The 12,965-nt window shown below is 73.5% G+C and carries 10 protein-coding genes; 6 read left to right on the top strand and 4 right to left on the bottom strand.

Translation table 11 applies throughout. The features are described 5' to 3' along the window. Window positions 1-21: 21 nt before the first annotated feature. A complete protein-coding gene (meaB, locus tag ABD644_RS15780; RefSeq protein WP_344689907.1) occupies window positions 22-1,041 on the bottom strand; it encodes a methylmalonyl Co-A mutase-associated GTPase MeaB in 1,020 nt (339 codons plus the stop codon). After that, the gene (locus tag ABD644_RS15785; protein ID WP_344689908.1) at window positions 1,038-2,225 is read right to left on the bottom strand and encodes an acetyl-CoA C-acetyltransferase; all 1,188 of its coding nucleotides are present in this window, start codon (window positions 2,223-2,225) and stop codon (window positions 1,038-1,040) included. The genes meaB and ABD644_RS15785 overlap by 4 nt, the downstream gene beginning before the upstream one ends. Window positions 2,226-2,444: 219 nt before the next feature. Here ABD644_RS15785 and mce point away from each other — a divergent pair, with 219 nt between their 5' ends. The 4 genes from mce to ABD644_RS15805 all read left to right on the top strand — a co-directional run bounded on the left by mce (window position 2,445) and on the right by ABD644_RS15805 (window position 7,004). Continuing rightward, window positions 2,445-2,900: a methylmalonyl-CoA epimerase gene (gene mce / locus ABD644_RS15790; RefSeq protein ID WP_344689909.1), complete on the top strand. Its 456-nt coding sequence runs from the start codon at window positions 2,445-2,447 to the stop codon at window positions 2,898-2,900. An 87-nt stretch (window positions 2,901-2,987) separates the two neighbouring features. Then, a complete protein-coding gene (gene ccrA, locus ABD644_RS15795; protein WP_344689910.1) occupies window positions 2,988-4,319 on the top strand; it encodes a crotonyl-CoA carboxylase/reductase in 1,332 nt (443 codons plus the stop codon). Window positions 4,320-4,491: 172 nt separating this feature from the next. Beyond that, the gene (locus ABD644_RS15800; RefSeq protein ID WP_344689911.1) at window positions 4,492-5,622 is read left to right on the top strand and encodes a hypothetical protein; all 1,131 of its coding nucleotides are present in this window, start codon (window positions 4,492-4,494) and stop codon (window positions 5,620-5,622) included. Between the two features lie 113 nt (window positions 5,623-5,735). Then, a complete protein-coding gene (locus tag ABD644_RS15805; protein WP_344690009.1) occupies window positions 5,736-7,004 on the top strand; it encodes a class F sortase in 1,269 nt (422 codons plus the stop codon). Window positions 7,005-7,007: 3 nt separating this feature from the next. On the opposite strand, the gene ABD644_RS15810 is transcribed toward ABD644_RS15805, so the two are convergent. Continuing rightward, window positions 7,008-7,301: a hypothetical protein gene (locus ABD644_RS15810; protein WP_344689912.1), complete on the bottom strand. Its 294-nt coding sequence runs from the start codon at window positions 7,299-7,301 to the stop codon at window positions 7,008-7,010. Next, window positions 7,302-9,083 (bottom strand): 3-hydroxyacyl-CoA dehydrogenase family protein, encoded by a 1,782-nt coding sequence (locus ABD644_RS15815; RefSeq protein WP_344689913.1) that lies wholly within the window; start codon window positions 9,081-9,083, stop codon window positions 7,302-7,304. A gap of 240 nt (window positions 9,084-9,323) precedes the next feature. Here ABD644_RS15815 and ABD644_RS15820 point away from each other — a divergent pair, with 240 nt between their 5' ends. Both ABD644_RS15820 and ABD644_RS15825 read left to right on the top strand, forming a co-directional pair. Further along, window positions 9,324-10,625: a helix-turn-helix transcriptional regulator gene (locus ABD644_RS15820; RefSeq protein WP_344689914.1), complete on the top strand. Its 1,302-nt coding sequence runs from the start codon at window positions 9,324-9,326 to the stop codon at window positions 10,623-10,625. A 139-nt stretch (window positions 10,626-10,764) separates the two neighbouring features. Then, on the top strand, window positions 10,765-12,957 hold the full coding sequence (locus ABD644_RS15825; protein WP_344689915.1) for a DUF8189 domain-containing protein: 2,193 nt from the start codon (window positions 10,765-10,767) through the stop codon (window positions 12,955-12,957). Window positions 12,958-12,965: the final 8 nt, after the last annotated feature.

Genomic DNA, 12,965 nt, shown 5'->3' on the forward strand with positions numbered 1-12,965 from the left:
CGCGGGGGCGCGCCTGCCCGTTCAGAGCTCGGCGAGCAGCTCGTCCGCCGCGCGATAGGGATCGGTGTCCCCCGCGACGACCTTCGCGGCGAGCGAGGCCAGGGCCGCCGAGCCGTGCACGTCGCCCATCCGCCCGCGCAGGCTGGCCACCGCGATCGCCTCGATCTCGCGCTCGGCCCGCTCGGCCCGCCGCCGGTGGCCCTCGCCCGAGGACTCCAGCCACTGCCGGTGCTCCTCGACCTTCTCCAGCACCGCCTCGATGCCGCTGTCGGTCTCCCGGGAGGCGACGGTCTTGCAGATCGGCGGCCGCCAGTGCCCGGCCTCGGAGTGCCGCCCCCCGAGGGACAGCATGTAGCGCAGGTCGCGCACGGTCTGGTCGGCGCCGTCGCGGTCGGCCTTGTTGACGACGAAGACGTCGGCGACCTCGAGGATCCCGGCCTTGGCCGCCTGGATGCCGTCGCCCATCCCGGGCGCGACGAGCACCAGCGTGGTGTCGGCCAGCGACGCGATCTCCAGCTCGGACTGACCGACGCCGACCGTCTCGATCAGCACCACGTCGCACCCGGCGGCGTCGAGCACCCGCAGCGCCTGCGGCGTGGCCCAGGCGAGCCCTCCGAGGTGCCCGCGGGAGGCCATCGAGCGGATGTAGACCCCGCTGTCACCGGCGTGGTCCTGCATGCGCACGCGGTCGCCGAGCAGCGCGCCCCCGGAGAACGGCGACGACGGGTCGACGGCGAGGACGCCGACCCGCTTGCCGGCCTGGCGCAGGGCCCGCACGATCGCCGTCGTCGTCGTCGACTTGCCGACGCCGGGCGACCCCGTCAGGCCCAGGACCTGGGCGTGACCGGTGTGCGGCGACAGCGCGGCCGCGACCTCGCGCAGCGCCGGGCTGGCATCCTCGACCAGCGAGATCAGCCGGGCGACCGACCGTGCGTCACCCTCGCGGGCGCGCTCGACCAGCGCGGGGACGTCGGCGGCGCGCCTGCCTCGGCGCCCGGTCGCAGGTGCGGTGGCCGTCTGGACCGCGGTGCCCTCGCTCAACGAGCGGGGACGTGCAGGACGAGCGCGTCGCCCTGACCGCCGCCACCGCACAGCGCGGCCGCACCGACGCCGCCACCACGGCGGCCCAGCTCGAGGGCCAGGTGCAGCACGATGCGCGCGCCGCTCATGCCGACCGGGTGGCCCAGCGCGATCGCACCGCCGTTGACGTTGACCTTCTCGGGGTCGATGTCGAGCTCGCGGGTGGAGACGATGCCGACGGCGGCGAAGGCCTCGTTGAGCTCGACGAGGTCGAGATCCTTCGGGTCGATGCCCTCGCGCTCGCACGCCTTCGCGATGGCCCGCGACGGCTGGCTCTGGAGCGAGGCGTCGGGCCCGGCGACGACGCCGTGCGCGCCGATCTCGGCGAGCGGGGTGAGCCCCAGCTCGGCGGCCTTCTCCGCGCTCATGACGACGACCGCGCAGGCGCCGTCGGAGATCTGCGACGCGGTACCGGCGGTGATGGTGCCGTCCTTCGCGAACGCCGGCTTGAGCTTCGACAGGCTCTCGGTCGTGGTGTCGGCGCGGATGCCCTCGTCCTCGCGGAACTCGATCGGCTCGCCCTTGCGCTGCGGGATCAGCACCGGGGTGATCTCGTCGTCGAACAGGCCGTTCTTCTGCGCGGCGGCCGCCTTCTGGTGCGAGCCGGCGGCGAAGGCGTCCTGCTCCTCGCGGGTCAGGTCGTAGCGGCTGTTGGCCTGCTCGGTGAGCGTGCCCATGGCGACCTGGTCGAAGGTGTCCGAGAGCCCGTCGTGGGCCATGGAGTCGATCAGCTTCGTGTCGCCGTACTTGGTGCCGGTGCGCGAGTTGGCGAGCAGGTGCGGGGCCTGGGTCATCGACTCCATGCCACCGGCGACGACGATCTCGAACTCGCCGGCGCGGATGAGCTGGTCGGCCAGCGCGATCGCGTCGATGCCCGACAGGCAGACCTTGTTCAGCGTGAACGAGGGGACCGACATCGGGATGCCGCCCGCGACCGCGGCCGGCCGGGCCGGGTTCTGCCCGGCGCCGGCCTGGATGACCTGGCCCATGATCACGTAGTCGACCTGGTCGCCGGAGATGCCGGCGCGCTCCAGCGCCGCCTTGATCGCGACGCCGCCGAGGTCGGCGGCCGAGAAGTCCTTCAGCGAACCGAGGAGCCGGCCCATCGGGGTGCGGGCGCCGCTGACGATGACCGAGCGGGACATGCTGCCTCCAGTGCCGGGCCGCCGCCGTTGGCGACCCCGTAGTCGGGCCGGACCGGGAACCGGCTGGTGCGGGCACACGATCTCGGATAGGTCCTTGCGGGAAGGATAGGACGGCGGTACCCCGCCCGGCACCGGGGAGACGTGGTCCTGATCACGCGGGCCGATCACCCGCGCGCGGTCCGGCGTGCCGCCGACCGGCTGGAGCGGCAGGATGCGGCCGTGACCGAGAACGCCAGCACCGGCCTCCCCGCGGACCTGTTCACCACGATCGACCACGTGGGCATCGCCGTCCCCGACCTCGACGAGGCGATCGCCTTCTACGCCCAGGCCTTCGGCGTGCAGTCGGTGCACGAGGAGACCAACGAGGAACAGGGCGTCCGCGAGGCGATGCTCGCCGTCGGCGACGGCGAGACGCGCATCCAGCTGCTCGCGCCGCTCACGCCGGAGTCGACCATCGCCAAGTTCATCGGCCGCTCCGGGCCGGGCCTCCAGCAGCTCGCATTCCGGGTAGCCGACGTCGAAGCGGTCAGCGCCACGCTCCGCGAGCGCGGGCTGCGCCTGCTCTACGACACCCCCAAGCGGGGCACGGCCGACAGCCGGGTCAACTTCGTGCACCCGAAGGACGCCGGCGGCGTGCTGGTCGAGCTGGTCCAGCCCGCGGCGACCGCGCACTGAGTCCCGGACTCGCGGTACCTGTTACCCACGGGTAACATCCGCGCCGATTGCACCGCCCTCCGAGCCGACGAAGACCCGGGAGTACGCGTGAACGAGATCAGGGACGCCATCCTCGCCGACCAGCTCGATGCCGTCGGCGGACTGGACGTGCCGGAGTCCTACCAGGCCGTCCTCGTGCGCAAGGACGAGCAGGACATGTTCGAGGGCCTGCCCACCAAGGAGAAGGACCCGCGCAAGTCGCTGCACGTCGAGGACGTCGCCACCCCCGAGCTGGGCCCGGGTGAGGCGATCGTGGCTGTGATGGCGTCGTCGGTGAACTACAACACCGTCTGGACGTCGATCTTCGAGCCCGTCTCGACCTTCGGGTTCCTGGAGCGCTACGGGCGCCTGTCGGAGCTCACCAAGCGGCACGACCTGCCCTACCACGTGGTCGGCTCCGACCTCGCCGGCGTCGTCCTGCGGGTGGGCCCGGGCGTGAACAAGTGGAAGCCCGGCGACGAGGTCGTCGCGCACTGCCTGTCGGTCGAGCTCGAGGACCCGGCCGGCCACGACGACACGATGATGGACCCCCAGCAGCGCATCTGGGGCTTCGAGACGAACTTCGGCGGCCTGGCCGAGCTCGCCCTGGTGAAGAGCAACCAGCTCATGCCCAAGCCGGGCCACCTCACCTGGGAGGAGGCGGCGGCCCCCGGGCTGGTCAACTCCACCGCCTACCGGCAGCTGGTCAGCCACAACGGCGCCAACATGAAGCAGGGCGACGTCGTCCTGATCTGGGGCGCCTCGGGCGGCCTGGGCTCCTACGCGACCCAGATGGCGCTGAACGGCGGCGCCATCCCGGTCTGCATGGTGAGCAGCCCGGAGAAGGCCGAGATCGTCCGCTCGATGGGCGCCGACCTGGTCATCGACCGCTCCGCCGAGGGCTACCAGTTCTGGAAGGACGAGAACACCCAGGACCCCAAGGAGTGGCAGCGCCTGGGCAAGAAGATCCGCGAGCTCACCGGCGGCGACGACGTCGACATCGTCTTCGAGCACCCCGGGCGGGAGACCTTCGGCGCCAGCGTCTACGTCGCCAAGAAGGGCGGCACGATCGTCACCTGTGCCTCGACCAGCGGCTACATGCACCAGTACGACAACCGCTACCTCTGGATGAACCTCAAGCGGATCATCGGCAGCCACTTCGCCAACTACAAGGAGGCGTGGGAGGCCAACCGGCTGATCGACAAGGGCCTGATCCACCCGACGCTGTCGAAGGTCTACTCGATGGCCGACGTCGGGCAGGCCGCCTACGACGTCCACCACAACGCGCACCAGGGCAAGGTCGGCGTGCTCACCCTGGCCCCCGAGGAGGGCCTCGGCGTCCGCGACCAGGCCAAGCGCGAGAAGCACCTCGACGCGATCAACCGATTCCGCGGCCACTGAGAACCGGCCACCCCGACTCCCCCGGCGGGCCTTGCCCCGCGCACCGGCCGCCGGGGGATACTCGGGGAGCCGGGGGCTGCCCGGTGCGTGGCGGACGGGACGGCCGGGACGACTGTGACGGGTTGCCCGCCGACACGCGGACGAGCGATTTCCCTTCTGCGAGGATGAGCGCATGACCGACCCCCGCCACGATCCGCTCTCGATGCACGAGGCTCAGCACTCGTTCGACGTGGTCCTACGGGGGTACGACCGCAGTCAGGTCGCGGACACGATCGAACGGCTCGAGGCCGACTTCCGCATCGCCCTCGCCGACCGCGACGCGGCCGCCGCCCGCTCGGCGGAGATGGCCAGCCAGCTCTCGGCGATGCACGGCGAGATCGAGTCGCTGCGGCGGAAGGCGGCCAGCGCGGCCCAGCCCACCTTCGAGAACATCAGCGAGCGCATCCAGCACATGCTGCAGCTGGCCGAGGAAGAGGCGGCGGAGATCCGCCGCGCCGCCGAGGCCGACGCGATGGCGGTGCGCGAGCAGACCGCGGCCGAGGAGCGCGCGCTGCTCGAGCGGCACGCCGCCGGCCAGGCCGAGGTGGAGCGGATGCTCGCCGAGGCGCGGCAGAACGCCGAGCAGATCGCCCAGAAGGCGCAGATCCGGGCCGACGAGCTCGTGGCCAAGGCGCAGGAGCGGGTTGCCCGCCTCGACGCGGAGTCGCAGGCCCGCCGCGCCAAGGTCGAGGAGGACTTCGACATCGCCCAGCGCGCTCGCCGCGCCGAGGCCGCCCGGGTCGAGGAGGAGCGCGAGCGCGTCTCCACGCAGGCCGCCCGGCAGCGCATCGCCGCGGCCGAGCAGCACGCCGCACAGCTCGTCGCCGAGGCCGAGGCGAAGGCGGAGGCGATCCGCGACGTGCGCGACGAGCTCACCAGCCGCCTGCAGCAGGTGCGCCAGCTCCTCACCGGGCTGCCCGACCTCAGCGACCGGCCGCAGGCGCCGGCCGAGCCGAAGAGCACTCCTGCCCCGGCTGCACCCGCTGCCCCGGCGGCCCAGCAGGCCCAGCAGGCCCCCGCCAGCGCGCCGGCGACCACGGTGCAGCCGGCCGTCCAGCCCGCCGAGCAGGCCGCGCCGGCCCCCGCCGCGGAGACCCCGGCCCGCCGGCCGTCCCCGACCCCGCACGCGCCGGCCACGCGCCAGCTGCCCATGCCCCCTCGGCCGGGCACGACGGGCTCGACGGCCACCGGCGCCTCCCCCGCCCCGGTCGGCGGTCCGTCCACCCAGGCGATCGACCAGCCGTCGAGCCAGGGACGGCACTGAACCCAGCGCGACGACGAGGACCCCGGGCAGCCCTGCTGCTCGGGGTCCTCGTCGTCGCGCTGCTCGCCGGCACCGGATGGCCCGCGAGCGCCGCGGAGCCGGCCCGGCTCCGGATCGCGCACCTCTCCCCTGACTCCCCCGCCGTCGACGTAGCCGTGACCCCGGTGCCTCCCGGCGGCGGCCCGATCACCGACCCCGGCCCCGACATGACCTCGGGGTCGGCCTACGGCGACGTCGGCGAGTACACCTCGCTGGCGCCCGGCAGCTATGCGGTCAGTGTGCGGCCCGCCGATAGCCCGCCGGACACCCCGCCGGCGCTGTCGGTACGGGTCGACCTGGCCGCCGGCTCGGCGCACACGGTGGGGCTGACCGGGCTCTTCTCCGACCTGGCGCTGACGGTGCTGACCGACGACCTCTCCGTCCCGCCGCCGGGGACGGCGCGGGTCCGGGTGATCGCGGCCGCCGCGGGCATCGAACCGCTCAGCGTCGTCCTGCCCGACGGCACGACGCCGGCCGAGGGCCTGCGCTTCCCCGAGGCAGGTCGCTACATCGCCGTCCCTGCCGGGCCGGCCACGCTCGCCGGGACGGCGGGCGACGTGTCGGTCGATCTCCCGGCCGGCTCCGTGGTCACCCTGGTCGTCCTCGACGGGCCCGGCGGCGTGCCGCAGGTGCGGGCGGTCGTGGACGCGACCGGCGCGGCCGCGATCCCCTCCGGCGGCGTCGACGCGGGCGGCGGGCCCGTCCCGGTTCCCGCTCCGGCCGTGCTGGCCGTCGTCGCCGTCGCCGGGCTCCTGGCCCTCGGCCGGGTCCGGGCGCTCGGTGCCCTCCCGGCTGTCGTGGCCCTGGCGGTCGCACTCGTGCCCGTCCTCCCCGCGCCGACGCCCGCAGCGCGCCCGGTGACCCTGGCCGCGGCGGCCGCCCCCGAGCCGCTGGCTCCGGACCTGCCCGCCCCGGTGCGGCTCCTCGTCCCCGCGGCCGGGGTCGACGCAGCGCTCGGCCCCGTGGGCATCGACGCGACGGGGGGCCTGGCGGCCCCCCGCGATCCGGCCCGCGCGGGGTGGTTCGCCGGTGGGCCGACCCCGGGCGGGAACGGCCCGGCCGTCGTCGCGGGGCACGTCGACTGGGCCGGCGCGCCGGCGGTGTTCTCCCGCCTGGGCACCCTGCTCCCCGGCGACGGGATCGCCGTCGAGCGGGCCGACGGGTCGGTAGCCCGGTTCACCGTCACGCGCGTCGAGCGGGTCGCCAAGGACGCGTTCCCGACCGCCGCCGTCTACGGGCCCACACCGGGCCCCGAGCTGCGGCTGGTCACCTGCGGCGGCGAGTTCGACCGCGCGGCCGGGAGCTACCTCGACAACGTCGTCGTCTTCGCGACGGCGGTCTGAGCGCTACTTACGGCGGTCGCGCGCCTGCCAGCAGGCCGTGTGCCAGTGCCGGCGCTGGTCAGCGGCCGACGCGGTGTCCCACGGCTCGAGGTCGGAGTCCCGGGCGTACGCGGGCCAGGTCACCAGGTGCGGCGTCGCCGGCCGGATCTCCTGGTCGCAGCCCGGGCACCGGTAGGGCTTCGACGTCGCCGAACCGGTGAGAGCACGGACCACCCAGTCGCCGTCTGCGGCCTCCTCGACCCGCTCGGGCCGGGGTGCGGCCGGTCGGGCTGCGGGGCGGGGGCGGCGCCGGGGCACTCAGCGGCTGGCGTAGTCGCGGAATCCGCGGCCGGTCTTGCGGCCCAGGTAGCCGGCGGTGACCAGGTGCTCGAGCAGTGGCGCGGGGGCGAACCCGGGCTCCCGGAACTCGATGTAGAGCTCCCGCTCGATCGCCAGCGACACGTCCAGACCCACGACGTCGAGGAGCTCGAAGGGCCCCATCGGGTAGCCGCAGCCGACCTTCATGGCGGCGTCGATGTCGTCGGCGGTGGCGTAGTGCGCCTCCAGCATCTTCACCGCGTCGTTGAGGTACGGGAACAACAGCGCGTTGACGATGAACCCGGCGCGGTCGGTGCAGCTCACCGGGTGCTTGCCGAGCGCGAGCGAGACCGCGTGCGCGGTGGCGGCCACGTCGGGCGCGGTGGAGATCGTGGAGACGACCTCCACCAGCTTCATCACCTGGGCCGGGTTGAAGAAGTGCATCCCCACCACGTCGGCGGGGCGGCCGCTGGCCTTGGCGCACTCGATCACCGGCAGGCTCGACGTCGTGGTGGCGAGCACGGCACCGGGCTTGGCGAGCTCGCCGAGGTTGGCGAACAGCGCCTCCTTGACCGGCAGCGACTCGACGACGGCCTCGACGATGAGGTCACGGTCGGCGAGCTCGTCCAGCGACGTCGTGCCGCTGACGCGCGCGAGCACCTCGTCGCGGGCGAACTCCTCGAGCCGGCCGCGCTGCACCTGCTTCTCCAGCGACTTGGCCAGCGCCTTCTGCACCGCTTCGACCTTCTCCGGCGCGCGGGCGACGAAGCGGACGTCGTAGCCGCCCTTGGCGAAGACCTCGATGATCCCGGTCGCCATCGTGCCGGAGCCGACGACGCCCACGGTCGACACCGCGCGGGCCCCCGCGGTGGCCCCCTCGGCCGACGGCGTCGCGGCGTCGGGCACCACCTGGGCCGAGTCGCGCTCGGCGTAGGTGTAGAAGCCCCGGCCCGACTTCCGGCCCAGCAGCCCCGCGGTCATCATCTGCTTGATGATCGGGCTCGGTGCGTGCAGCCGGTTGCGCGACTGCTTGTACATCGTGTCGAGGATCTCGTAGGCGGTGTCGATGCCGATGAGGTCCATCAGCGCCAGCGGGCCCATGGGCAGGCCGCAGCCCAGCCGCATCGCGGCGTCGATGTCCTCGCGCGAGGCGTAGCGGTTCTCGAACATCGAGACGGCGTGGTTGAGGTAGCCGAACAGCAGCGCGTTGGCGATGAAGCCCGCGCGGTCGCCGATGGTGACGTCGACCTTGCCCAGCCGCTCGGCGAGCGCCTCGACGTCGGCGACGACCTCCGGCTCCGTGACGACGGTCTGCACGACCTCGACCAGCTTCATGACCGGTGCGGGGTTGAAGAAGTGCATCCCGATCACCTTGCTCGGCCGGCCGGTGACGACCGACAGCTCGGTCACCGACAGGCTCGACGTGTTCGTCGCGAGGATGGTGTCCGGGGGGCAGATCTTGTCCAGCGCCGCGAAGATCTCGGCCTTCAGCTCCATCCGCTCCGGGATGGCCTCGATGACCAGCTCGGCCGAGGCGAGGTCCTCCAGCGAGGTGCTGAAGCGGATCCGCTCGAAGATCTCGTCCCGCTCGGCGGCCTCGAGCTTGCCGCGGCTCACGGCCCGGTCGGTCGAGTGCTCGAGGTGGCCGCGACCGCGGGCCAGCGCCTCGTCGTTCACCTCGACGGCGGTCACCCGCAGGCCCGCCCGGGCGAGCACCTCGGTGATGCCGGCACCCATGGTGCCCAGCCCCACGACGCCGACCTCGTTCAGTTCCCTGGCCACGCTGCCATCTCCTCACGACGGTGATCGCGGGGAAGTCTCTCACCGTGCGCGGCGCGGCGCTCGGGAGGGGCTACCCGCCGGTAACCCGCCGCGCCCTCGGCGACCGCCGTCCGCCTGCGTCGCCTCCATCGGCCGCACATGCTCCTTGCCCGATCCGGACACGCCGGGCGGGTACTCCCGGTACCGCAACGACGCCGCGGACGGCACCGCCGGCGACCCCCGCGCCCTACCCTGACCCTCGTGGACGAGCGCCTTCGCCGGCCACGCCTCGTCGGCCGCACCTCCGAGCTCACCCTGCTGGGCGAGCGGCTGGCGACGGCCTCGGCCGGCCACGCCACGGCGGTGACCATCGGCGGGGACGCCGGTTGCGGCAGGACGCGGCTGCTGCACGAGTTCCTCGACCACCTGCCCCGGCCGGCGACGGCGCTGCTGGGCACCTGCTACGACGGCAGCGAGCCGCCGGTGCCCTTCGCCCCGCTGCGCGAGGCGTTCCGTGACCTCCCCGACGACGGGGCGGACGTGCTCGCCCCCACCGACCTGCTGCACCGCTCGCGGGCCGAGGTCTTCGACCGGCTGGTGACCCGGCTCGAGCGGCTCGGCCGGGTCGAGCCGGTGGTCCTCGCCGTCGAGGACGTGCACCTGGCCGACCGGTCCATGCTGGACCTGCTGGCCTTCCTCGTCTCGAACCTCCGGGCCACCCGCACCCTCCTGCTGATCACCTGGTGCAGCGAGAAGCTGCCGGGCACGGCCGACCTGCGGCCCTACGTGGCCGGGCTGACCGGGGACGCCGGCGTCACCCGGATCGACCTGGCCCCCCTGTGCCGGGACGATCTCGCCGTCCTGCTCGCCGACGCGGCCGGCGGGGCGATCGACGACGCACTGGAGACGGCGTGCTGGGAGCGGTCGGAGGGCAACCCCTGCTACGCGCTGGAGCTGCTCGCGGCGGCCCGGGCCGGCGACCGGGCCGACCCGCGCTGCCCGTTGCCCGACACCCTCGCCGACCTGATGCTGGCCCGGCTGGACACGCTGGGCTGCCGGGCGCGCCACGTGGTCCGCGTGGCCGCGGCCGCCGGACGGCGGGTGGACCACCGGCTGCTGGCCGCCGCCGCGGGTCTCCCGGCCGAGGCCCTGTTCGCGGCGCTGCACGAGGCCGTCGACGCGCAGGTGCTCGTCCCGAGCGGGAACGGCGAGGACTACCGGTTCCGGCACGCTCTCCTGCACGAGGCCGCGTACGCCCAACTGCTGCCCGGCGAGCGCCGGCACATCCTCGGCCGCTACGCCGAGGAGCTGTCCGGCCCCTCGCCGGCGCGGATCGGGGTGCCGAACGGCGTCCCCACCCCCCGGCTCCCCCGGCTCACCCCCCGCGAACTGCAGGTGCTCTCGCTGGTCGCCTCCGGCGACAGCAACCGCGACATCGCCCGGGAGCTGTTCATCAGCGAGAAGACGGCCAGCGTGCACGTCTCGAACATCCTGGCCAAGCTCGGCGCCCACAGCCGGACGGCGGCCGCCGCGACCGCGCACCGGCTCGGCGTCCTCCGCTGACTGCACCGACCTCCGCCGAACACACCCCTCGCCCCGATCTAAGGCTTTCTCCCGATGCCCCGGCCGACGGGTGCGGCCCAGGCTGGACGTTCGGTGACAACTCGAGCCCTGTGGGGGAACGAAGGGGACGGCGAGGCACATGACCGGTAGCGATGACATGCGGTCCGACGGCGCGGCAGGGATGGGCGGCGACGCCATGTCGGGGGCGGGCGGGGACGCCATGACCCCCGGCGCGCGCGACGCGATGGGGCAGGGATCGGGTGGCGGGCCCGGCGGCGACACCCCGCAGGGTTCGCCGGGGCGCCGCTGCGCCGCGATGGACGTCCACCACCGGCTCATGGCCGAGTCCGCGGAGTACCGCGAGGCCAGGGCGCAGATCGAGAACGCGACCCTGTCCTTCCTCGCCGCCGACGAGGCCGGTCGCTTCCCCGGGGTCGCCTACATCCCGGTGGTCGTCCACGTCGTCTACAACACCGATGCGCAGAACATCTCCGAGGCGCAGATCACCAGCCAGATCGACGTGCTGAACCGGGACTTCCGGGCCACCAACCCCGACGTGTCGATCGTGCCGCCGGCGTTCGCGCCGTTGATCGCCGACAGCCGGGTGGAGTTCTTCCTCGCCAGCACCGACCCCTCCGGCAATCCGACCAACGGGATCACCCGCACGAAGACGTCGGTCGCGTCGTTCGGCTCCGACGACAAGGTCAAGCGGGCATCGACCGGCGGTCACGACGCCTGGCCGGCCGACAAGTACCTCAACCTGTGGGTCTGCCAGCTCGGCGGCGGCCTGCTCGGGTACGCGCAGTTCCCGGGCGGCCCCGCGGTGACCGACGGCGTGGTGTGCACGCACAGCGGCTTCGGCACCGTGGGCACGGCGGCCGCGCCGTTCCACCTGGGCCGGACGGCGACGCACGAGGTCGGCCACTACCTCAACCTGTTCCACATCTGGGGCGACGACGGCAGCGGATGCGGCGGCACCGACGAGGTGGCCGACACGCCCAACCAGGGCGGCCCGAACACCGGCGTCCCGACGTTCCCGCACGTCTCATGCAGCAACGGGCCCAACGGCGACCTGTTCTACGACTACATGGACTACAGCGACGACGCCGTCCTGGTGATGTTCACCCGCGGCCAGGCGGCCCGCATGGAGGCGTGCCTGGACGGCGTGCGCCGCTCGCTGATCCAGAGCGCACCGGCGACCCGGCGGCGGCCGTCGGGTTCGGTGGTCGCCTGGGATGCCAACCGGCTCGACGCGTTCGTGCTGGGCACCGACCGGGCGCTGTACCACAAGTGGTGGAACGGCTCGGCCTGGGGACCGTCGGTCACCGGCTACGAGTACATGGGCGGGATCTGCCAGAGCCCGCCCGAGGTGGCCACCTGGGGCCCGAACCGGCTCGACGCGTTCGTCCTCGGCACCGACCGGGCGGTCTACCACAAGTGGTGGAACGGCTCGGCCTGGGGACCGTCGGTCACCGGCTACGAGTACATGGGCGGCGTCTGCATGAGCCAGCCCAAGGTGGCCACCTGGGGGCCCAACCGCCTGGACGTGTTCGTCCTGGGCACCAACCGCGCGATGTTCCACAAGTGGTGGAACGGCTCGGCGTGGGGTCCCTCGGTGACCGGCTGGGAGTCGCTGGGCGGTATCTGCCAGAGCCCGCCGACGGTCGTCTCGTGGGGCCCGAACCGGCTCGATGCGTTCGTGATCGGCACGAACGGCGCGCTGTTCCACAAGTGGTGGAACGGCTCGGCCTGGGGCCCGTCGGTCACCGGCTGGGAGTCGCTGGGCGGCGTCTGCAGCAGCCCGCCGACCGTCGTGGCGTGGGGCCCGAACCGGCTCGACGTCTTCGTGATCGGCACCGACTCGGCGCTGTACCACAAGTGGTGGAACGGGTCGTCCTGGGGACCGTCGGTCACCGGCTGGGAGTACATGGGCGGGGTCTGCACGAGCACCCCGGCCGCCGTCTCCTGGGGGCCCAACCGGCTCGACGTCTTCGTCACCGGCACCGACTCGGCGCTGTACCACAAGTGGTGGAACGGGTCGGCCTGGGGACCGTCGGTCACCGGCTACGAGGCGATGGGCGGACGGATCATCGGCGACCCGCGGGTGGTGGCGTGGGGCCCGAACCGGCTCGACGTCTTCGTCGCCGGCACCAACGGCGCCCTGTTCCACAAGTGGTGGAACGGGTCGGCCTGGGGTCCCTCGCTCACCGGGTACGAGTCGCTGGGCGGGGTCATCAGCTCCTTCCGGGAGGGAGACGGCACACCGGCCGCCATGCCACCGCTGCCGGTGCAGCAGGTCGGTGAGATGACGGTCTCGACGGCGAAGGTCTGACGAAGCCG

The sequence above is a fragment of the Blastococcus jejuensis genome (assembly GCF_039534705.1).
GTDB classification, from domain to species: Bacteria; Actinomycetota; Actinomycetes; order Mycobacteriales; family Geodermatophilaceae; genus Blastococcus_B; species Blastococcus_B jejuensis.

Bases quoted from the DNA above. Each gene is read 5' to 3' on its own strand.
- ABD644_RS15825 (WP_344689915.1), top strand. From the start codon at position 10,765: ATGACCGGTAGCGATGACATGCGGTCCGACGGCGCGGCAGGGATGGGC.
- ABD644_RS15800 (WP_344689911.1), top strand. From the start codon at position 4,492: ATGACCGACCCCCGCCACGATCCGCTCTCGATGCACGAGGCTCAGCAC.
- ABD644_RS15785 (WP_344689908.1), bottom strand. From the start codon at position 2,225: ATGTCCCGCTCGGTCATCGTCAGCGGCGCCCGCACCCCGATGGGCCGG.